Here is a 19,408-nt window from a genome sequence, read left to right as displayed (position 1 = left end):
GTCATGTCCCAGTACACGATTCCCAGTGTCATCGAGCGAACACCAACGGGTGAGCGATCTTTCGACATCTTCAGCAGGCTGCTCAACGAACGCATCGTCTTTCTCGGCACAGAGATCGACGACGGCGTCGCCAACGTCGTGATGGCTCAGATGCTGCATCTGCAAGCCGACAACCCGGATCGCGAAATCGGTTTGTACATAAACTCTCCCGGCGGTTCCACCACGGCGATGCTCGCGATCTACGACACCATGCAGTTCTTGAAGCCGACGATTTCGACGTACTGCATGGGTCAAGCGGCTTCGGCTGCTGCGGTGCTTCTCGCCGCCGGCACTCCGGGCCATCGGCATGTTCTCGCCCATTCGCGGGTGCTGCTGCATCAACCGTCGACGCAAGGTAGCGGCACCATCTCGGACCTCGCACTTCAAGCAGCCGAGATCCTGAGAATCCGGGAGCAGACCGAGGCGATTCTGAGTAAGCACACCGGTCAGAGCGTCGAGCGATTGCGTAAGGACACCGATCGCGACAGGATCTTCACTGCCGACGACGCAATTTCCTACGGGCTGGCCGACACCCTCATCGAAGGGAACTGACTAGGCCGCCATCAGGACGGGACCCGAGATCGGTGAGGGAGAGTGCCCGAAGGTGAGGGAGTTGAGTGCAACGATCCTGTTGCCCGCTCGGAACAGTAGATGCTCGAGCGGCATCCCGAGCGCTTCGCAGATTGCGCGCAGAATTTCCGACGACGGTTCCTTCTTGCCCCGTTCGATCTCGGAGAGGTATTGCTTCGACATCCCGACCTTTGCGGCTACGTCGTCGAGAGTTCGGTCCTGATCGCGTCGAACCTCCCGCAGCACTCGTCCGTAGGCTTCACGAATCAGTGGGGGTTTGCGCACGGCAACAGCCGGATCGGGGAGTTCCGACTCACCCTTGACCAGGACCAGTCTGCGCGGCGCATCCATAGGCCGAGTATTCCAGCCGACCGGTACGGACACCACCGGGTTCGCCGAGGGCTGACATCTAGTCCGTTCGAACACCACCGGCAAGGAACATCGCTCGAAGAACGAAGGCCGCCTCGGGCCCGATGATCTCGCCGACAAGGCTGGTGTAGCGGTCGACGAACTCGGGCCCGTGGGAAGCCTCGTCGGAAGTGGGGTCGCCGAGGTGGTGCGCCAGTTCGTGCAAGACAACGAATTCGCGTAGCGCCCACCGGCCGTCACGGTCGTCCGGGACGGCGATGACGTCGTTCGAGTAGTGAGCGGCGGCATTGCCGCCGCGGGAGCGTACGGACACCGGAATGGTTGCGCGAGTCCAGGTCTCCCGTACCCAATTCAGCCCGAGTAGCTGATCGCAGTACGCCTGGACCGACTCCACGGAACCGAATTTGCGCTCGACCGGCAAGGTGATGGTGGAACCCATGACCTCGACGCTCCGAAGTCCACGCTGGTCGGCGCGATCGAACATGGTGCGCACCAACGTCTCTGCCTCGTAGACGGCGCTCCGCTGCGTATCCCTCACGAGTCCAGCTGCCCGCGCACCCCGCCGATCTCCGGAAGGTTCCCCAGACGTGCGGAGCGCGCCGCCCGATCACCCGCTCGTCGAGCATGTGAGGAATGCCCGGCGCTTGCGCGGCCGCCGCCCCGCCACGTCCCACGCGCTTTGGAGTTGGACGAGTAGTAGTCCTTCAGCTCGATTTCCTTGTTACGCAGCACGAGTGCGGTTTCGGAAGACGACGTGGCAGATTCTGCGATCGCGGTCTTCTCCGTCTCCTGCTTCGTCTCGGCCAACCGAGCGCCGATGCGGGACGCGTACGCCATCTGGAAGTTCAGGCGCGCCGTCACTCCGGCCACCGGCTTGCGGACCTGCGTGCTGACGCGTCGTCGTCCACGAGTTTCGACGACGGTCCGCACGGACGTTTCGCCGCGGTACGCCCCGGAACGCACGTAGGCATCGGAGTCACGCACCATCTGGAAGAGCAGGCTCGAATACAGGGCCTCGCACACGTCGATGTCGCCGGCGAAGCCGTAGGCGTAGATGACGGCCGACGTCTGCGCGATGTCGCATTGCACGTCGTTGGCAGCGGCGATCGCGATGAACAACTGGGCGTACGTTCGCAGTCCGCGCTTGCCCGGTTCGCCGATGGTGATGAGCCGTTGAGTGGGCGTCGCACGCTTTTCCGAAGACGCGGTATGCGCACGCGCGACCGCCAGGTCGATCGCGGAACTGGTGGCCAACCGCTGAGCGGCAGCCATGAAGGCTTCACCTTCGTGTGGATTGTCGGTGGACTCCGCTTGGCGAAGCAGCGCACCGATGCGGGTCAGCATCTTCTCCGAACTCACCGTGAAAGACTACGCTCGCGCGCCGACACGGACGTTTATGCTGCTAGCGCACACGCTCACCCTCAACTTGGATCGTCCGGCACGTTCCTGCCGGTAGAAGGGATCAACCCCGTCATGGCTTCAGTGACTTTCGAGAGCACCACCTGCCTGTTCCCCGGATCGAACACTCCGGCAGTGGACAAGCTCGACCTCGAGATCGAGGACGGCGAGTTCCTCGTCCTCGTCGGACCCTCCGGCTGCGGAAAGTCGACCACCCTGCGCATGCTCGCCGGGCTCGAAGATGTCCACAGCGGACGCATCCTCATCGGCGACCGCGACGTCACCGGTCAGGAGCCGAAAGAGCGCGACATCGCGATGGTCTTCCAGAACTACGCGCTGTACCCGCACATGTCGGTGGCCGAGAACATGGGTTTTGCGCTCAAGCTCGCCGGAACCAACAAGACGGAGATCCGCGCCCGCGTCGAAGAGGTCGCGAAGATGCTCGATCTCGAGCCGTACCTCGATCGCAAGCCCAAAGCGCTGTCCGGTGGCCAGCGTCAGCGAGTGGCGATGGGCCGCGCCATCGTCCGCCAGCCGCAGGTCTTCCTGATGGACGAGCCGCTCTCGAACCTCGACGCGAAACTCCGTGTGCAGACACGTACGCAGATCGCTCAGCTGCAACGACGCCTCGCGACCACGATGGTTTACGTGACCCACGACCAGGTCGAGGCCATGACGATGGGTGACCGCGTCGCCGTCCTCGAAAAGGGAATCCTGCAGCAGTGCGCCTCGCCGCGCGAGCTGTACAACAAGCCGAAGAACGTCTTCGTCGCCGGCTTCATGGGTTCACCCGCGATGAACCTCTTCACCCTCCCCGTCGTCGACGGCGGCGTCGCATTCGGTGACGGGATCGTTCCGGTTCCGCGCGAGACGATGAACGGCGTCGTCGAAACCGAGGTTGTTCTGGGTATTCGCCCCGAGCACCTCGAGATCGCCGCCGAAGGCCTGCCGATGGAGGTCGACGTCGTCGAGGAACTGGGCTCGGACGCCTACGTCTACGGCCGGACCACGATCGGCGGACGGTTGCAGCAGATCGTCTCGCGTGGTGACTGGCGCAATCCGCCGCAGAAGGGCGAGCGCGTCAACCTGCGCGTCGACCCCGAGAAGGTGCACATTTTTGCCACCACCGACGGGCGTCGCCTGGGTTAGGTGGACCTGTCAAACGACACATGACCGATTCAGGTTCGGCGTAATACCCACAAGTAGGGGTGTCTCGTGCCACAGTAGGGGCCGATGCCGGGAGACGGCACTCATGGCGCATGCCGTGAGCAGGCTCTCGGTGACCGTCTATTTGTCATACACATACGGGGAGCGAATCCATGGTTCTGAACTCGAAGGCGATGCGCCGCGCTGCAATTGCAGCCACGGCAGCGTCCATGCTGGTACTGGCAGGCTGTTCGTCCGATTCGGACAAGGACAGCGGAACCAGCACCACGGCCGCATCCGGGGGATCGTCCTCGAGCGAAGGCCGCGGACCCATCACGATCGTCGAGGGGCAGGATGCCCTGAACGAGGCGCTCGAAAACATCATCTCCGACTGGAATGCCGAGCATCCGGACGAGAAGGTCACGCTCAAGCCGCTGGCGAAGGAAGCCAACGCGCAGGTCGACGACATCACCCAGCGCATGCAGGCCAAGAGCGACGAGTACGACCTCATCGGCGTCGACGTCGTCAACACCGCCCAGTTCGCCGCAAACGGTTGGCTGCTGCCGCTCGAAGGCGACCTCGCGATCGACGAGTCCGGCCTCCTGCCGTCGACCGTCGCTTCGGGCACCTACAACGGCAAGCTCTACGCAGCGCCGAAGAACACCAACGCCGCGTTCCTGTACTACCGCAAGGACCTCGTCGAGAAGGCCCCCACCACGTGGGCCGAGCTCAAGGAAAACTGCCCGAAGGCTGTCGAAGCCGGCATCTCCTGCTACATCGGTCAGTTCAAGAACTACGAGGGCCTGACGGTCAACACCACCGAGATCACCAACGCCTTCGACGGACCGTGGGTCGGCCCGGACGGACTCACCCCGGCCATCGACGACAAGACGAAGGCAGGCGTTCAGTCGATCGTCGACAACTTCGCCGACAACACGATCCCGCAGGAAGCGCTGACCTACTCCGAGGGCGAGTCGCAGACCGCGTTCGGCGACGGCAAGGCACTCTTCATGCGCACGTGGTCCGGCTTCTCGGTCGACGGTGAGAAGACCTCGGTTGCCGGCAAGTACGGCTACACCGTTCTTCCGGGTGTCGACGGACCGGGCGCTTCGACCGTCGGCGGCTACAACGTCGGCATCAGCGCGTACTCGGACGCACCCGCCACGGCTCGTGACTTCCTCGAGTTCATGCAGACCAAGAAGTCGCAGACGTACTTCACCGAGGTCGGCGGCGCACCCGTCCTCTCGGCTGTCTACGACGATCCGGCAGTGCTCGCTCAGTTCCCGTACTTCGCGACCCTGAAGGAAGCACTCGCCACCGCTCAGCCGCGCCCCGTCACGCCGTACTACACGCAGGTGTCGAAGTCGATCTCCGACAACACCTACGCTGCTATTCGCGGCGAGAAGACCGTCGAGCAGGCCTTGGCGGACACCAAGGCCGGCATCGAAACCGCCGGTAACTGATCTACCAGGAGCAATAAGCAATGGCAGAACCGCAGGATCCTTCCGCGGCTGTGCCTACCAACCCCACGGTCGGGGCCGGTTCAACCGGTCCCGACCGTTCGGGCGTTGGTGGGAGACACCGTGCACCGGAACCGCTAGAAGAGCCGTCGGCATCCGAGGCAGCAGGGACATCCCTGACCAAGGTTCTGCCTGACCTTGCAGCTACTCCACCCCCGCCGACCTCGCCCCCGCCTGCGTCGGCCGACAAGCCGAAGAAGCGTCGACGAGTTCCGGTGTGGGCGTTCGTCGCACCGTCGCTGATCGTTCTCGCCGTCATCATTCTGTATCCGCTCGGACGAGCGATCTGGATGTCGATGCACAGCGACGGCAAGAAGCTCGATCCCGAGACCGGCATGTTCGTCACCGGTCAGTTCACGTGGTTCGACAACTACAAGAACTGGATCACCCAGTCCTGCAACACCGCCAACGGCTCGATTCCCTGCCCGCCCGGCACACTCGGATCGCAGTTCTGGCAGTCGATCGGAAATACGTTCGGCTTCACCGTCGTCACCGTCCTGCTCGAGACGGTGATCGGTCTGTCGATGGCGTTGATCATGGCCAAGACGTTCCGCGGACGCGGTTTGCTCCGCGCTTCCGTGCTGATTCCCTGGGCCATCCCCACCGCCGTCACCGCGAAGCTCTGGTTCTTCATCTTCGCCAACGACGGCATTGCCAACAAGATCCTCGGCACCAACATCCTGTGGACGGCGGACCCCTGGCCGGCGCGATTCGCGATCGTCGTCGCCGACGTCTGGAAGACCGCGCCGTTCATGGCGTTGCTGATCCTCGCGGGTCTTCAGATGATTCCCGCCGACGTCTACGAGGCCGCCAAGGTCGACGGTGCGACGGCGTGGCAGCGGTTCCGCATGATCACGCTTCCGCTGGTCAAGCCCGCACTCATGGTGGCGGTGCTCTTCCGCACGATGGACGCGCTGCGCATGTACGACCTGCCCGCGATCATGATGGGATCCAATCCCGCCACCTCCACCATCTCGGTTCTGGTGGTCGATCAGATGCGCGTCGGCGCCAATTCGGCGTCGGCACTGTCCACCATCACGTTCCTCATCATCTTCGCTGTGGCCTTCATCCTGGTCCGATTCCTCGGAGCCAATGCGGTCAGCACGCAGGAAAAGCAGCGGAAGGGGGAGCCGGTATGAACAAGGCACTACGCGGCAAGATCGGCACCTACATCGGCGTCGTACTGATCATCGTGTGGGGACTCGCTCCCTGCTACTGGATGATCGTGACGGCGCTGCGCGACCCCGCGGACACGTTCTCGACGTCGCTGTGGCCCACCAATCTCACTCTGTCCAACTTCACCGCGGCGCTCGATCCCGATGCCAAGGTGAACTTCACCCGTGCACTGATGAACAGCCTCATCATCGCGGGCGCGACCACGCTGATCGCCTTGGTCATCGGCGTGTTCACGGCGTACGCGCTCTCGCGTTTCGATTTCCGTGGCAAATACTTCGTCACCGGAATCATCCTCGGCGCGTCCATGTTTCCGGTCGTCGCCCTCGTGACCCCGCTGTTCCAGTTGTTCACCGACATCGGCTGGATCGGCAGCTACAAAGCGCTGATCATCCCGAACATCTCGTTCGTGCTGCCGCTGACGGTCTATACGCTGACGTCGTTCTTCTCCGAGCTTCCGTGGGAGCTCGAAGAGGCGGCGCGTATTGACGGCGCCACCCGTGGCCAGGCCTTCCGTCTGATCATGCTTCCGCTCGCCGCGCCGGCACTGTTCACCACCGCGATCCTCGCCTTCATCGCAACGGTCAACGAGTACCTGCTCTCGCTCCAACTCTCGAGTGACAAGACCGCACCCGTCACCGTGGCGATGGCCAAGTTCTCCGGAACGGACCCATTCGTCACGCCGTACACCTCGATCATGGCCGGCGGAACCCTCGTGATGGTCCCGCTGGTCATCATGGTTCTCATCTTCCAGCGACGCATCATCGCCGGTCTGACCGCAGGCGGCGTCAAGTCGTGATGCGCGCTTGCGCACGGTTTCGATGAGGCGGGCTTCGCGCGCCCAGCGTATGGAGCTGATTGCCGGCTTCATCTCGGTCTTCGCCCTCATGGCGTTGATCGGCGCTGTGGTCGCGATCGTCAAGGGAGACCCCGGCGTGATGCCGTCTTTGGTGCTGCTCGGTTGCGTCGTCGCTCTCGGGCTCGCGTTCCGCGGATATCGGAACGCGGTCCGAGCAGAACGTCGCGAGTAGCCAGCCCGGTAGGGTGACATTTCGGTATCGCAGTTGCCGGGAGTTATCTGATCGAGATATCACCCTGGTGGAATGGTGCCGGTAAGTCCGGATCCACGACCGGGAGTGTTGAGTGAGTCCATCGAACAGATCGAGTGCGACGGGTGGCGATCAGTCGTCGGCTCGATCGGGCAAGTCGGCTAATTCGCCCCGGTCGAACAAGTCGGCCAAGCCCGCGAAAAAGCAGCGCTCGAAGTGGCGGTACGTCCGGCGGACCATCTACGTGCTCGTGCTCCTGATGGTCATCGTGCCCGCGTCGGTTTTTGCTGTCGCGTACAGCCGGACCGACGTCCCGCGCCCCTCTGACATGCAGACCAATCAGGTGTCCACCATCTACATGGCCGACGGCACGACCGTGCTCGGCAAGGTAGTGCCGCCGGAGGGAAACCGGACCGAGGTCGCGTTGTCGGCCATCCCGATTCACGTCCGCGATTCGGTGCTCTCGGCGGAGGATCGTAACTTCTACACCAACCCCGGGTTCTCGATCTCCGGATTTGCTCGCGCTGCCCGCGACAACGTGATGGGCAAGGAAAGTGCCGGCGGTGGCTCGACGATCACTCAGCAATACGTGAAGAACGTCTTGGTCGGTGACAAGCGCAGTATCGACAGGAAGCTGCGTGAGCTCGTCATCTCCGCCAAGATGGCGCGCGAATGGTCCAAGGACGACATTCTTGCCGCGTATCTCAACACCATCTACTTCGGTCGCGGTGCGTACGGCATCGCCGCCGCGTCGAACGCGTACTTCGACAAGCCGGTCAGTGAGCTGAGCGTCGAGGAAGGCGCAGTTCTCGCGTCCGTCATCCAGAGCCCGTCGTTCCTGGACCCCGAGACCAATCTGTCCGCGCTGCAAGCGCGCTGGGACTACGTTCTCAACGGCATGGTGGAACTGGGCAGCCTGACCAAGACGGATCGCGACGCGATGCAGTTCCCGGCCGTCGCCCCCGCCAATCGGCCGACCGATCTGAACCAGGCGCCAGGACCCGAAGGCCACATCAAGACGCAGGTACTCAAGGAACTGGCCGAGGCCGGTATCAGCGATCAGACGCTGAACACCGCTGGTCTGCAGATCACGACGACCATCGACCCGGTTGCGCAGGAAGCTGCGCTGAACGCCGTCAGGCGGAATCTCGAGGGCGAGCCGGAAGACCTGCGGACCGCAGTAGTGTCCATCGACCCCAAGACCGGTGGCGTCGACGCCTATTACGGCGGTGACGACGGAGCCGGCTTCGACTACGCCCAGGCGCCGCTGCAGACCGGTTCAGCGTTCAAGGTCTTCGGTCTGGTCGCAGCATTGATGGAAGACATTCCGCTGTCCGCACGGTTCGACAGTTCACCGCTCACGATCAACGGCGTGACCATCGGAAACGTCGGCGGCGAATCCTGTGGTCGATGCACCATCGCCGAGGCACTCAAGCGTTCGCTGAACACCAGCTTCTACCGGTTGATGCTCTCGATGGAGAACGGTCCCCAGAAGATCGCCGACGCCGCCCACCTGGCCGGCATCCCCGAGCACATTCCCGGACTCGACTACCCGACGCTCACACAGGAGGGTGGTCCGCCGGAGAACGGAATCGTGCTCGGCCAGTATCAGTCTCGCGTTATCGACATGGCGTCCGCTTACGCGACGCTCGCCAATTCCGGTGTGTACCAGCAGCCGCACTTCATCCGGAAGGTCGTGACGGCCGAAGGTGAAGTCCTGCTCGATCGCCCGGTCTCTCCCGGTGAGCGTCGTCTCGATGCTGCCGTTGCCGACAACGTCACGCAGGCAATGCTCCCGATCGCGTCGTACTCGAACGGTCACGCGCTTGCCGGTGGACGCCCGTCTGCTGCCAAGACCGGCACCGCGCAGTTGGGTGACACGGGGCAGAACAAGGATGCGTGGATGGTCGGTTACACGCCGTCGCTGTCCACCGCGGTGTGGATCGGAACTTCCGACGCTCAGGCCATCACCAACTCCTACGGTGGTTTGATCTACGGCTCCGGAGTGCCTGCGGACATCTGGAAGAGCACGATGGACGGCGCGCTGAAGGGATCCGACTGGGAGAGCTTCCCGTGGCCGGACCCCATCGGCGGGCAGGCCGGCGTTCCCGCGAACTCCGGCGTGACCTCGGGGGACGGGACGGGCACGCCCACGACGGGCGCGGTCGCTCCCCCGGCGCCCATCGAGGTGCCCGGCCTACCGCCGATCGAAGTGCCGCCGCTCCCCCAGTTGCCGCGTCAGATCGAGATCCTGCCGGGCATCGTCATCCCACTACCGGGCTGACAAGCAGCGCTCGATTTCCGGTTCTCAGGCCTGATCGTCGAAGAGACCGAGTTGGGTGGGCGCTGCATCCTTGGCGGGCAGTACGACGACGCGCAGTCCGCGCCTGAGGTTGCGGATCGCGTGCGTCCACGCGCGCTTCTCGCCCGCACACAGGTCGGTGTCGTCGTCCTTGCGGCGGATGGACTCGGTCAACGCCTCGTGCCAGGCAGTCTCCTGCTCCTGGCTGATCCGCAGGTAGTCGAGAATGGTGTCGCGGTCGTGCTCACAGATCACGGCAACCTCTTCGGCGCTGAGCTCGCCCGTTCCGTCTGCGTCGAGTTCGAGGAGCGCCATGAGAGCCGGCGGAAATTCGTGGCACTCGTGTGACTCGTATTCGGCACCGGGATCTTCGTGCTCGGAGGCCATGCCGTCGTTGAAGGCGGTGTCTCCGGTTGCGCGGATGGGTTGCCCGCCCAGTTCTTCGGCGAGTTCGTCGGATGCTTCGGCCAGTTCGGCGAACGAGCGCAGAGCCCGCAGCAGGTGCTCGGCGACGAAGGGTGCGCCGTCCACGCGGACCACGCCCAGCACACTCTGCTCGACGAGAATGAGCTTGATGGTCGGCCATTGCCGATTGAGCTGAGCAAGAATTACAGCAGCGTTCTCGAGGTTCTCCACCGAATGCACGACCCGCGAGAACACCTCTACGTACTCGTCGTCCTCGAGGACACGAACATAGGTGACCTGCTCACCGCGGACCAGCGGGATGTCGCCGTCGTCGTCACGCTTGGGCGGATGACCGAGAAGGCGCTCGACGGCCCCGTCGACCAGGATCCGCAGCATGTCGCCCGAACCCGAGGGAGCGTGAGACGGCGTCGTGGCGAACGCCGGCGTCGACTCGCGCCCACTGGTGCTGGCACGCAGGAACGACGGGTGCGCAATGCTCCACATTTCGCGGAATACGCGCAACACCATTGTCACCAGCTCCTCGGGACGAGCGCGGTCGACGTCGATGTAGAAGGACATGGACCCATTGCCCTCGGGTTCGTGCTCGCACAGATCGGGAGCGTTGAACCCCATGTCGAGCAGCGCTGAATGGTCTTCCGGTTCGAGCATGCGCAGTGGATGCAGAAACCTGTTGGAAGGAACTTCACAGCGCACGGAGGTCTGGTTCCATGCGAAGAACTGGATGCACGCGGGTGCGTCGGCCAGTTCGTCCATGCTGTCGTAATGCGACTCCACCACGAGGGTGTCGTCGTCCTCCATCACGGAGATGTAGCGAGCGAGATGAGTCTCGAAAGTAGTCCAGGCACTCAGGATTTCCAGATCGAAAGTATTGTCCGACATCGTCGCTCCTCTGGTCCGGGGGCGCATGGGGCCCTACCGACGACTCGCCGAAACCCCTGCTTTTCAAACCCCGCCTACGACGTTAGTCGTGGGGTCCGACAGTGACAGTGTTCGTAGGATCCGAGTGACCGTGTTTCAGTCAGGGGATTATCTTCCGAGCCTGCAGATTGGCGAAGATGTCGAGTAACATCGCTTCGGTGTCGACGTGGCGGTGAAATCCGAACCGCCGAGCTTTCGATCCGTCAGCGAAAAAGTCGTAGTCCCATCCGAATACGAAGTCACCGAACCCCCAGGACGAGACATCGGAATACGGGGTCCGAGCAAGGTGGTGTTCCTCGACGAGTTCATCCCACACCGACTCCTTGTCCGCCATTGCGACATCGAGGGACATCGGGAGCGGAGGTGCGACGTCCATGTCGAAGAAGGCTGCGATCTTCGGCCACATCTCCTGCCAGCGGAACAGGTCGCCGTTGTTGATGTTGAACGCCTGATTTGCGCACTCGGGGTTGGTCGCGGCCCAGACCGTCGCTTCGGCCAGGAGTCCGGCGTCGGTCATCTCGATCAAGCTGGTGTACGCGCCGGGTTTGCCGGGGAATCGGAGTGGGACACCCAGTTTCTTCGAGATGGTCGCGTAGACGGCGATGACCATCGCGAGGTTCATCGGGTTGCCCAGTGCGAATCCGGAGACGACCGAGGGTCTGATCGCCGACCATGTCCACGACTTGCCGAGCTGCCGACGTTCGAGGAACTGCTGTTGGTCGACGTTGAACTCGGGTGGCATGTGCGGTGGATCGCTCTCGCGGGCCGGAGTTTTGAACGGTCCGAGGTGTGCCCCGTAAACCTTGTAGCCCTGCATCAGGCTGACGTGCTCGAGTCCGCCCGCAACGGGCTCGATGGCGTCGAGAGTGTTGACCAGCATCGCCAAGTTGGGCGGAACCAGCTCGGCCCATGTCGGGCGGTCTTGATAGGCGGCGTAGAAGACGTGAGTGACGTCGCCCAGTCCGCTCAGTGCCGCTGCAGTCCGGTAAGGATCGAGCAGGTCGACTGCGATGTGTTCGACCCGGTCGGTGTCCGTACCGCCTCGCCGCGAGAGTCCGATGATCTTCCATTCTCCGGTCGACTCGAGGTGATCGATCAAGTTCCCACCGATCACGCCTCGGGCTCCGACCACGAGTGCCACTTTGTCGTGCTGCACCATTTCAGCCTCCCATTGGTATATCGCGATGTTGCGATATAGGGAGTGAACCACACATATCGGCATTTCGCGATCTAGCGGTATGCTCACGAACATGGAAGACGCAACAACCGAGTGGGAAACGGCGTTCAAGGCGCTGGCCAACCCGATGCGTGTGCAAATCCTGCAGTGGTTGAAAGACCCCGGGAGCTTTCCCCCTCAGCTCGAGCCTGCTGAGGAGGTCGGAGTGTGCCTCAAGCACATTCAAGCGAGGGCGAAGGTGTCGCAATCGACGGCGTCTCAGTACATGGCCGCACTCCAGGCCGCGGATCTGGTGACCACCACACGAATCGGTCAGTGGCGGCATTACAAGCGAAACGAGCAACAGATCGAGAAGCTTGCTGCATTCATCAAGCAGGGTTTGTAGGTACCAGCACCTGACCGATCCCTCCGGGGCCGCCAACGTTGTGGCAAAACCTCACATCGCCGGCGCCGTCGGTATGTGCATTGTGGTCGTTTCTCGGGTTGCTCGTTGTCCTTACGCTCGGCAGAGGGTACTGGCAAGGAGAGGCGTGCGATGAGTCGTGAGAGCTGGGTGGGCCGTGATGCCCGATCCATCGCCGAGGCCGTGCGGTCGGGTCAGGCGTCGGCGCGGACCATCGTCGAAGACCACCTCGCACGGGTCGACGAATGCAATGACGAACTCAACGCACTGGTCACCGTGTGCGCCGAGGAGGCTCGCACGGCCGCGGATGCCCTGGACGAACGACGCCTTCTCGGTGAGACACTCGGCCCCCTTGCCGGGGTTCCGTTCACGGTCAAGGACCTGATCGCCACTGCCGGCGTGCGCACCACTGCCGGTTCTCGCACTCTGGCGGACAACGTCCCGGCCGTCGACGCCCCGGCCGTCGCGGCATTCAAGGCTGCCGGTGCGATTCTGATCGGCAAGACCAACACCCCGGAATTCGGCGCGTGCGGCCTGACTCGAAACGAACTGTTCGGAACCACGGCCAGTCCGGTGCGACCGGACGGCGTCGTCCGGTCCCCCGGCGGGTCGAGTGGCGGCGAGTCCGCGTCGGTTGCTGCCGGAATGAGCGTGCTCGGACTCGGTACGGATTTTGGTGGCTCGGTGCGTTGGCCCGCCCACTGCACCGGCCTCACTTCGGTTCGCCCGACGCTCGGACGTGTCGATCCGGAAGGTCAGTATCCAGGCGTGCTTTCGGATGGACGGGTACTCGCCAACCCTGCGACGATGCACGGCACGATCCAGACCATCGGCCCACTGGCCCGCAACCTCGGTGATGCGGCGCTTGCGTTGCGCGTCCTGTCGATGCCGCATTTCTCGTGGAGCGAGCCTGATTCGGTCGACGTCGATGACCTCGACATCCGCTGGGCCACCGGCGAGGGAACGATTCCCGTCGACGAAGAAATCCGGTCAGCGGTTCGGACGGTGGCGATCAGCCTGGACGCGAGCGAGTACGACGGTCTGGCTCTGCCGCGGGCCAACGCGCTTTTCGGCGCGTTGCGATCGGTCGAGACCCACGCGGACATCCACTCTCTCGCCGCAGGTTCAGCGCACTCTTTCGACGCGGACATCACCGCCATGCTTGCGGCAGGCCGTGATCGCAGTTCCGCCGAGGTGGAAGCGCTGTGGGCGGATCGTGCGATGTTGATCGCCGAATTCCTCGACGAGATGGGCGACGTCCTGATTCTGCCGGTTGCGTCGGTGCTCGCTCCGCCGCTCGGTGTGGAGAGCTTCGAGGTGGGCGGTCGCAAACTCACGTGGATGGACGCGCTCGCGAGTTGCCGGGCGATCAGTGTGCTCGGCCTTCCGTCGGTCGTGGTTCCGGTAGGACTCTCCCGCAACGGTTTACCGGTCGGAGTGCAAGTGGTGGCCCGGCCGTTCCACGAGCATGTTGCGCTGTCCGTGGCGGCGCGAATCACGTCGAATGCGCAAGCTCTAGTCTGACTTCCATCTTTCGGTTTCGGCTGCGAAACGTGTTGCGTACGAGTCGGCCAGGTCGTGAAGCGTGGTGACGCAGTCGCCGTAGTACGTCGGTGCATGCATGGTAGCCAGAATCCGCGGCTCGAGGTCGGCCAGGGCGCGGATCGTGGGTTCGAGATCCGGGGTGAGGCAGGTGGCGTGGCCCAAGTCCTCGGCTTCCAAAGCGGGACCGACGATTTCGTGCTCGGTGGTCGCGGGGTGGTGCCCGAACGCAGTGAAGAGATCTCCGCAGAACAGCGTCGACGTCGTCTCCTCGAACATCAGACCCGCGTCCCAACCGTGTGGGATGTGTGGGGTGTCGATGTGCCGGACTCGGCGGCTGCCGGTTTCGAGTACGTCGCCGTCCTGCAAGGGAAGTGGCGCCCGATCGGCCAGATCGTTGACCTGGACGAAGCACCCCATCGCACCGTGTGCAACTTGCGCTTCGGGGGCCGCCGCAAGCCAGGAGTTCATGGACCCGCATTCGTCGGCCTCGACGTGACCGAACGTGATCCATTTCAGACGGTCGATGTCGATCAGCGTGGAGAGTGCGTCGGAAGCCGAGGTGAACAACGCTCGCTGCCCGGTGTGGAAGAGCAAGGGTTCCTCGCCGTCGACGAGAAACTGGTTCATCGTGAGGTTCGCTTCGTCCACGAAGGTCGACAGTCGGTAGATGTCCGGCGCGATTTCGGTGATCGTGATGGTCATCGCTGTGCTCCGATCAGGGCTGTTGTACATGTCGAGCTGTCTTCTCCAGCCTTCTCGCCGCCCCTCGCCTGCACAAGGTTCTGGACGTGCTTACGGCTCTGCAATAGTCGAGGACGTGTTCGTACTGCTGCTGACAGGCCCGCCGGGCGCGGGGAAGAGTTCCGTGCTGACCGCGCTTCACGATCGACTCGGCGAGGCCGGGGTGAGCAACGCGATGATCGAGGTGGACGAACTCGAGCGGTGCTATCCGCCGCTGGGGACCGAACGGGCAATCGCACACGTCGGGATGCTGTGTGCGTCGTACCGGGAAGCGGGGTACGAACTCCTGTTCCTCACGGCTACCGTCGAAGACGACGACTACGGGCGCGCCCTGCTGGCCGCGACCGGCGCCGAGGGGCACCTGCTGGCGCGCCTCGAGGCCGATCCGGATACGTTGCGTACCAGAATCATCGAACGTGAACCGGCCGGCTGGGCCGGGTTGGACGAGTTGGTGGAGGCGTCACAACTGCTGGCCGGTTCGATGCCGACGCTCAGTGGAGTCGACGTGGTTCTGAGCACCGACGGCCGCGATCCCGAAAGTGTTGCCGACGATCTGGAAGCGGCTCTGCGAGAACACAGTCCGTCGCTTCTAGCCGTCGGTGTTCAGAGCGGTGACCACTGAAGCGAACATCGTCGACTTGATTGCCCCCAGTGTGCCCGCATTCTTCGGGCCGATCGGTGCAACCATTTCGATGGCCTTGGCGGTCAAAGCGTCGACGGATGCGGTGAAGTCCACCAAACCGGCTGCGAATGCGTCACTTCCGCCGTATCGCCGCCCCGTGGTCATGGCGACGATTGCCGACGCCGGGCTGAGTTTGGCCTGGATGAGAGCTGCCATTCCTTCGGTGAAGGGGATGTTGATGTCCACCTCCGGGAAGCAGTAGTAGCCGCGATCATCGCGCATGACGCGGTAATCGTGCGCGATGCCGAGCATGGCGCCGGCTCCGAAGGCGTGGCCGTTGATCGCCGCGACGGTGGGCATCGGGAACGTCAGCATCCGGGCGAACAGCGACTGCACCTGCTGCACATACCACTTCGCCTTGTCGCCGTTCGCGCCCAGCCAGTCGAGGTCGAGTCCGTTGGAGTAGAACTTGCCCGTCGCCGTGGTGACCAGGGCATGTGCGCTTTCGCTCAAAGCCTGGTCGAGTAGCTTGTCGACGGAATCGAGCCACTCCGGCGAGAATCGATTCTCGTCCTCGCCGAGATCGAGAACGGCGATCTTGTCTTCGAAGCGCAGAGTTGCGGTCATGATTGGCCTTTCCTGTTGCGTGGCTTGGGCAGTGGTGGGTCGAGATGCAGAACCGCTCGAACGGCGGCATCCAACCGCGCGCGTGCTGCGGCGTCGGGGACTCGCCAACCGTCGGCGCGTTTGGCGGGATGAATGAGTAATCCGGTAGGCAGGCCGACAACACAGGCCTCGATTGCCTCGACGGCTCTGCCGTCCTTGCGGCCCCAGAGCGCGGTCGACAACCGGATGAACAACTCGACCAGAGACCGGTCGAGTTGTGTGAGTTGCTCGGCGATGTCGGCAGGGACGTCGGTGCCGAGCAGTTCGTCGCGCTGGATCGTCAACAGCAGCAACGCGGATTGTGGGTAGTCGAGCGCGAAGACGGCCGGAACTTCGGCGGCCGCGACGACGGCGGAAACCGCCGAAGTCGGCGACGGGTCCGCGAGAGCGTCGTCCACTCTCGATTGTTGAAGCGCGAGAAATCGTCGCGCAGCACGCAGCCACGCGCTACCGACCAGTCCACTGCGAGAGCCGAATGCGTGATAGATCGCCCCGTTGGATACACCGGTGGCGTCGGAGACTGCCCGGACCGTGACAGCGCTCGGCCCGGCAGTGGCGGCAAGTTTTTCGGCAGCGTCGAGCAGGGTGTCGAGGTCGTGGACGCGTGGCCGAGGCATGAACGCACAGTAACAGAGCGTCTGCTCTGTTACTAGAGTGCGGTCAGATCACCGAATTTGCGCGAAGATCCTCGATCTCCTCCGGGCGCAGGCCGAAGTCGGTGAGTACGTCGTCGGCGTCACCGCCGAGAGTCATGGGTGGCGCATTCCTGACGGGAAGGGTCTTGCCGTCCACCCAGAACGGTCCGCGGACAACGGGAATCGACGTTCCGTCGGCGCTCTGGGTCTGCTCGACCATCTGCAATGCCTCGACTTGCGGGTCGGAGAACACCTGATCGATCGAATGGATGGGGCCGCAGGGGATTCCGGCACCGCGGATCTCGGAGATCCATTGCGCCGCGCCCTTCGTGGTCAGTAGGTCCTCGAGTTCTTTGGTCAGTTGGTCTCGGTGCGCCAAACGTTCTTTACCCGTGGCATATTCGGTACGGAAGGCGAGCTCGGGGTCACCGAGTACCGAGCACAGTGCGATCCAGTGCTTGTCCGAGCCGGTCGCAATGTTGATCGGGAAGTCGGCAGTGTCGAAAGCGCCGTACGGCGTGATCGTCGGGTGCGTATTGCCGTTCGGCGTCGAAACCCGCCCGGTGCTCAGGTAGTCCTGCGCCTGGAAGGTCATGATCGAGATCGCGGATTCCAGCAACGAGGTCTGCACGCGGTGCCCACGACCGTCGCGACCGCGAGAGGCAAGCGCCGCCGTGATGCCCAGCGCTGCGTAGATGCCCGAGACCGTGTCGATGATGGGGATACCGACCCGCATCGGGGTCTGTTCCCCGGCACCGGTGACCGACATCAGCCCGGACATACCCTGGGCCACCTGATCGAGTCCGGGCGCGAACTGGTCCGGGCCCACCGGGCCGAAACCACTGATGCTCATCACGACGAGCCCGGGATTCTCCTGCTCGAGCGAGTCGGGATCGAGCCCCATGTCGGCCAGTACTCCCGGACGGAAGTTCTCGACCAGCACATCTGCGTCGAGGGCCAGGCTGCGAAGCAGTTTCCGCCCGCGGTCACTGCGCATGTCGATGGCGATCGACCGTTTGCCGCGGTTCACGGAAGCGAAGTAGAGGCTTCGATCGCCGTCGAACGGCGGCCACTGACGTGAACTGTCGCCGGAGCCACGGGTTTCGACCTTGACCACGTCGGCGCCGAAGTCCGAGAGCAGCGACGTGCACAGAGGGCCCGCGAGAGCACGGGTGAGGTCGAGAACTTTGATACCGCTGAGCAATTGGTCCATGGGGGAAACCTCGGTTCTGTGGTGTGCAACGTCGCCCACTCGATCCGTCGCACCATCTGCGTGAATTGCCGCTGCAGTGATCGTCGGAGAGGGGAAGAATGAAGGTCAGGCCTGCTTTCGGCTGGGCTCGGTGACAACACTGGTCGAGAGCGCAAGGTGATGCGACGGCGACATTGCACAACTGCAGGGCCCGGATTTAGGCGCATTGTGTGACAGGCAGGATTGCGGTGGGCCGATACCGTGAACTCTCTACGGACGGCGATGCAAGCGGGAGGCGAGGCGATGCGCGACATTTCCACTCAGCTGGCGCAGTGGCACGCCCGCGGCGAGGATTTTGCACTGGCGACGGTTGTCCGTACCTGGCGATCCTCACCGCGCATGCCCGGTGCTTCGATGGCCGTCTCACGCTCCGGCGAGGTGGTCGGCAGCGTCTCGGGCGGGTGTATCGAGAGTGCACTGTACGAGATCGCCCAGGAGGTTCTCGCCGACGGCACCAGTCGCGTCGAGGTCTTCAGCGTCTCCGACGACGACGCCATCGGAGTAGGGCTGACCTGCGGCGGAACCATCGAAGTGTTCGTCCAGGCCGTCGGAGCCGATTTCGTCGAGTTCGGTCAGGTTTGTGAACGGATCGAGGCCGATACGCCCGTCGTCGTGGTCACCGAAGTGCGTCCGGGAGCACCGGCACGGCACCTCGTCGTCGAGCACGGCCGACGCAGCGGAGATCTGGATGCCACGGAGGACGAGGTGTCCATCCTGCTGCGCACGATGGACACCGGTGAGTCCGTCGCTTTTGTCGCGCCGGCGGGAACTCTCATCGATTCGCAGCACGACCTGCTGGTCGAGATCTTCGCGCCACTACCGCGGATGTACGTGTTCGGGGCCATCGACTTCGCGGCCTCGATGTGTACGTTGGGCGCCTTTGCGGGTTATCGCGTGACCGTCGTGGACGCACGGCCGGTCTTCGCGACACGGGCGCGCTTCCCCGACGCCCACGATCTGGTCGTCATGTGGCCACACAAGTTCCTCGAAACCGCACCGATCGACAACAAAACCGTCCTGGCCGTGCTCACGCACGACGAGAAGTTCGACATCCCCCTGCTCGAGATCGCGCTGCGTTCGCCGGCTGCGTACGTCGGCGCGATGGGAAGTCGTGCGACGCATGAGCGTCGGGTGGCGCTGTTGAAGGAGCGAGGCGTCACCGACGTCGAGTTGGGGCGTCTGCACTCACCGATCGGGTTGGATCTCGGCGCGAGGACACCTGAGGAGACTGCAGTGTCGATCCTCGCCGAGATGACCAAGACCCTGCGCAATGCCTCCGGTTTGGAACTGCGGGATCTGCAGGGGCCGATCCACCCGCCACCTCAGGAGAATCCGACCGCCCTGCATCGAACGGCCTGAGTCGACTGCGCTGAATTCGGACATCTTGTGTTCGGTGGGGATAGGATCGTTTCTTTCGTGAACCATCTTCCGTGATCCGAATGAAATCGAGGTGCCTG

20 protein-coding genes are annotated in these 19,408 nt (G+C 63.5%); 11 read left to right on the top strand and 9 right to left on the bottom strand.

Features of this window, described 5'->3' with window-relative positions:
* Positions 1-3 precede the first annotated feature (3 nt).
* A complete protein-coding gene (locus M0639_RS29065) occupies positions 4-591 on the top strand; it encodes an ATP-dependent Clp protease proteolytic subunit (protein WP_003945993.1) in 588 nt (195 codons plus the stop codon).
* On the opposite strand, the gene M0639_RS29060 is transcribed toward M0639_RS29065, so the two are convergent.
* The 3 genes from M0639_RS29060 to M0639_RS29050 are packed head-to-tail and all read right to left on the bottom strand — an operon-like array spanning position 592 to position 2,337.
* Positions 592-960, bottom strand: a complete 369-nt coding sequence (locus M0639_RS29060; RefSeq protein WP_042450622.1) for a helix-turn-helix domain-containing protein — start codon at positions 958-960, stop codon at positions 592-594.
* A gap of 58 nt (positions 961-1,018) precedes the next feature.
* Entirely contained in the window at positions 1,019-1,516 is a 498-nt protein-coding gene (locus M0639_RS29055) for a TIGR04338 family metallohydrolase (RefSeq protein WP_039973474.1), read from the bottom strand.
* Complete coding sequence (locus M0639_RS29050; RefSeq protein ID WP_030537724.1) at positions 1,513-2,337, bottom strand: DUF2786 domain-containing protein; 825 nt, start codon at positions 2,335-2,337, stop codon at positions 1,513-1,515. The genes M0639_RS29055 and M0639_RS29050 overlap by 4 nt, the downstream gene beginning before the upstream one ends.
* Before the next feature lie 114 nt (positions 2,338-2,451).
* On the opposite strand from M0639_RS29050, the gene M0639_RS29045 reads away from it, so the two are divergent.
* The 6 genes from M0639_RS29045 (at position 2,452) to M0639_RS29020 (ending at position 9,548) form a co-directional block, all read left to right on the top strand.
* Positions 2,452-3,525: an ABC transporter ATP-binding protein gene (locus M0639_RS29045; RefSeq protein WP_003946073.1), complete on the top strand. Its 1,074-nt coding sequence runs from the start codon at positions 2,452-2,454 to the stop codon at positions 3,523-3,525.
* A 170-nt stretch (positions 3,526-3,695) separates the two neighbouring features.
* Positions 3,696-4,985, top strand: coding sequence for an ABC transporter substrate-binding protein (locus tag M0639_RS29040; protein ID WP_007735225.1), 1,290 nt, complete (start codon positions 3,696-3,698; stop codon positions 4,983-4,985).
* 20 nt (positions 4,986-5,005) lie between these two features.
* Positions 5,006-6,181 (top strand): carbohydrate ABC transporter permease, encoded by a 1,176-nt coding sequence (locus tag M0639_RS29035; RefSeq protein ID WP_007735224.1) that lies wholly within the window; start codon positions 5,006-5,008, stop codon positions 6,179-6,181.
* Positions 6,178-7,014, top strand: a complete 837-nt coding sequence (locus M0639_RS29030) for a carbohydrate ABC transporter permease (RefSeq protein WP_003946046.1) — start codon at positions 6,178-6,180, stop codon at positions 7,012-7,014. Before M0639_RS29035 ends, M0639_RS29030 begins: the two co-directional genes overlap by 4 nt.
* A 22-nt stretch (positions 7,015-7,036) precedes the next feature.
* Positions 7,037-7,246, top strand: coding sequence for a hypothetical protein (locus M0639_RS29025; RefSeq protein WP_019746112.1), 210 nt, complete (start codon positions 7,037-7,039; stop codon positions 7,244-7,246).
* Between the two features lie 112 nt (positions 7,247-7,358).
* The gene (locus M0639_RS29020; protein ID WP_054187244.1) at positions 7,359-9,548 is read left to right on the top strand and encodes a transglycosylase domain-containing protein; all 2,190 of its coding nucleotides are present in this window, start codon (positions 7,359-7,361) and stop codon (positions 9,546-9,548) included.
* A gap of 24 nt (positions 9,549-9,572) precedes the next feature.
* On the opposite strand, the gene M0639_RS29015 is transcribed toward M0639_RS29020, so the two are convergent.
* Both M0639_RS29015 and M0639_RS29010 read right to left on the bottom strand, forming a co-directional pair.
* A complete protein-coding gene (locus M0639_RS29015; RefSeq protein WP_064075503.1) occupies positions 9,573-10,871 on the bottom strand; it encodes a T3SS (YopN, CesT) and YbjN peptide-binding chaperone 1 in 1,299 nt (432 codons plus the stop codon).
* A gap of 139 nt (positions 10,872-11,010) precedes the next feature.
* Positions 11,011-12,069 (bottom strand): SDR family oxidoreductase, encoded by a 1,059-nt coding sequence (locus M0639_RS29010; RefSeq protein ID WP_064075499.1) that lies wholly within the window; start codon positions 12,067-12,069, stop codon positions 11,011-11,013.
* 91 nt (positions 12,070-12,160) lie between these two features.
* Between M0639_RS29010 and M0639_RS29005 the strand changes: the two genes are divergently transcribed.
* Both M0639_RS29005 and M0639_RS29000 read left to right on the top strand, forming a co-directional pair.
* Positions 12,161-12,472 carry an ArsR/SmtB family transcription factor gene (locus tag M0639_RS29005; RefSeq protein ID WP_064075504.1) on the top strand — a complete coding sequence of 104 codons (312 nt, stop codon included), beginning with the start codon at positions 12,161-12,163 and terminating at the stop codon, positions 12,470-12,472.
* A gap of 150 nt (positions 12,473-12,622) precedes the next feature.
* Entirely contained in the window at positions 12,623-14,014 is a 1,392-nt protein-coding gene (locus M0639_RS29000; protein ID WP_064075500.1) for an amidase, read from the top strand.
* Here M0639_RS29000 and M0639_RS28995 read toward each other — a convergent pair.
* Positions 14,006-14,737, bottom strand: coding sequence for an oxygen-binding di-iron domain-containing protein (locus tag M0639_RS28995; RefSeq protein WP_064075501.1), 732 nt, complete (start codon positions 14,735-14,737; stop codon positions 14,006-14,008). The genes M0639_RS29000 and M0639_RS28995 overlap by 9 nt on opposite strands.
* Before the next feature lie 115 nt (positions 14,738-14,852).
* Between M0639_RS28995 and M0639_RS28990 the strand changes: the two genes are divergently transcribed.
* Positions 14,853-15,398 carry an ATP-binding protein gene (locus M0639_RS28990; protein WP_231914970.1) on the top strand — a complete coding sequence of 182 codons (546 nt, stop codon included), beginning with the start codon at positions 14,853-14,855 and terminating at the stop codon, positions 15,396-15,398.
* Here the strand turns inward: M0639_RS28990 and M0639_RS28985 are convergent.
* The 3 genes from M0639_RS28985 to M0639_RS28975 are packed head-to-tail and all read right to left on the bottom strand — an operon-like array spanning position 15,366 to position 17,912.
* On the bottom strand, positions 15,366-16,025 hold the full coding sequence (locus tag M0639_RS28985; RefSeq protein ID WP_007735215.1) for an enoyl-CoA hydratase-related protein: 660 nt from the start codon (positions 16,023-16,025) through the stop codon (positions 15,366-15,368). The two genes, M0639_RS28990 and M0639_RS28985, sit on opposite strands and share 33 nt — an antisense overlap.
* Complete coding sequence (locus tag M0639_RS28980; RefSeq protein ID WP_003946066.1) at positions 16,022-16,681, bottom strand: TetR/AcrR family transcriptional regulator; 660 nt, start codon at positions 16,679-16,681, stop codon at positions 16,022-16,024. Before M0639_RS28980 ends, M0639_RS28985 begins: the two co-directional genes overlap by 4 nt.
* A gap of 43 nt (positions 16,682-16,724) precedes the next feature.
* Positions 16,725-17,912, bottom strand: a complete 1,188-nt coding sequence (locus M0639_RS28975; RefSeq protein WP_003946016.1) for a CaiB/BaiF CoA transferase family protein — start codon at positions 17,910-17,912, stop codon at positions 16,725-16,727.
* A gap of 282 nt (positions 17,913-18,194) precedes the next feature.
* Here M0639_RS28975 and M0639_RS28970 point away from each other — a divergent pair, with 282 nt between their 5' ends.
* Positions 18,195-19,310 (top strand): XdhC family protein, encoded by a 1,116-nt coding sequence (locus tag M0639_RS28970; RefSeq protein ID WP_054187262.1) that lies wholly within the window; start codon positions 18,195-18,197, stop codon positions 19,308-19,310.
* Positions 19,311-19,408 lie beyond the last annotated feature (98 nt).

The sequence above is a fragment of the Rhodococcus qingshengii JCM 15477 genome (assembly GCF_023221595.1).
GTDB lineage: Bacteria > Actinomycetota > Actinomycetes > Mycobacteriales > Mycobacteriaceae > Rhodococcus_F > Rhodococcus_F qingshengii.
This window is presented reverse-complemented; position numbering and strand designations above follow the sequence as displayed.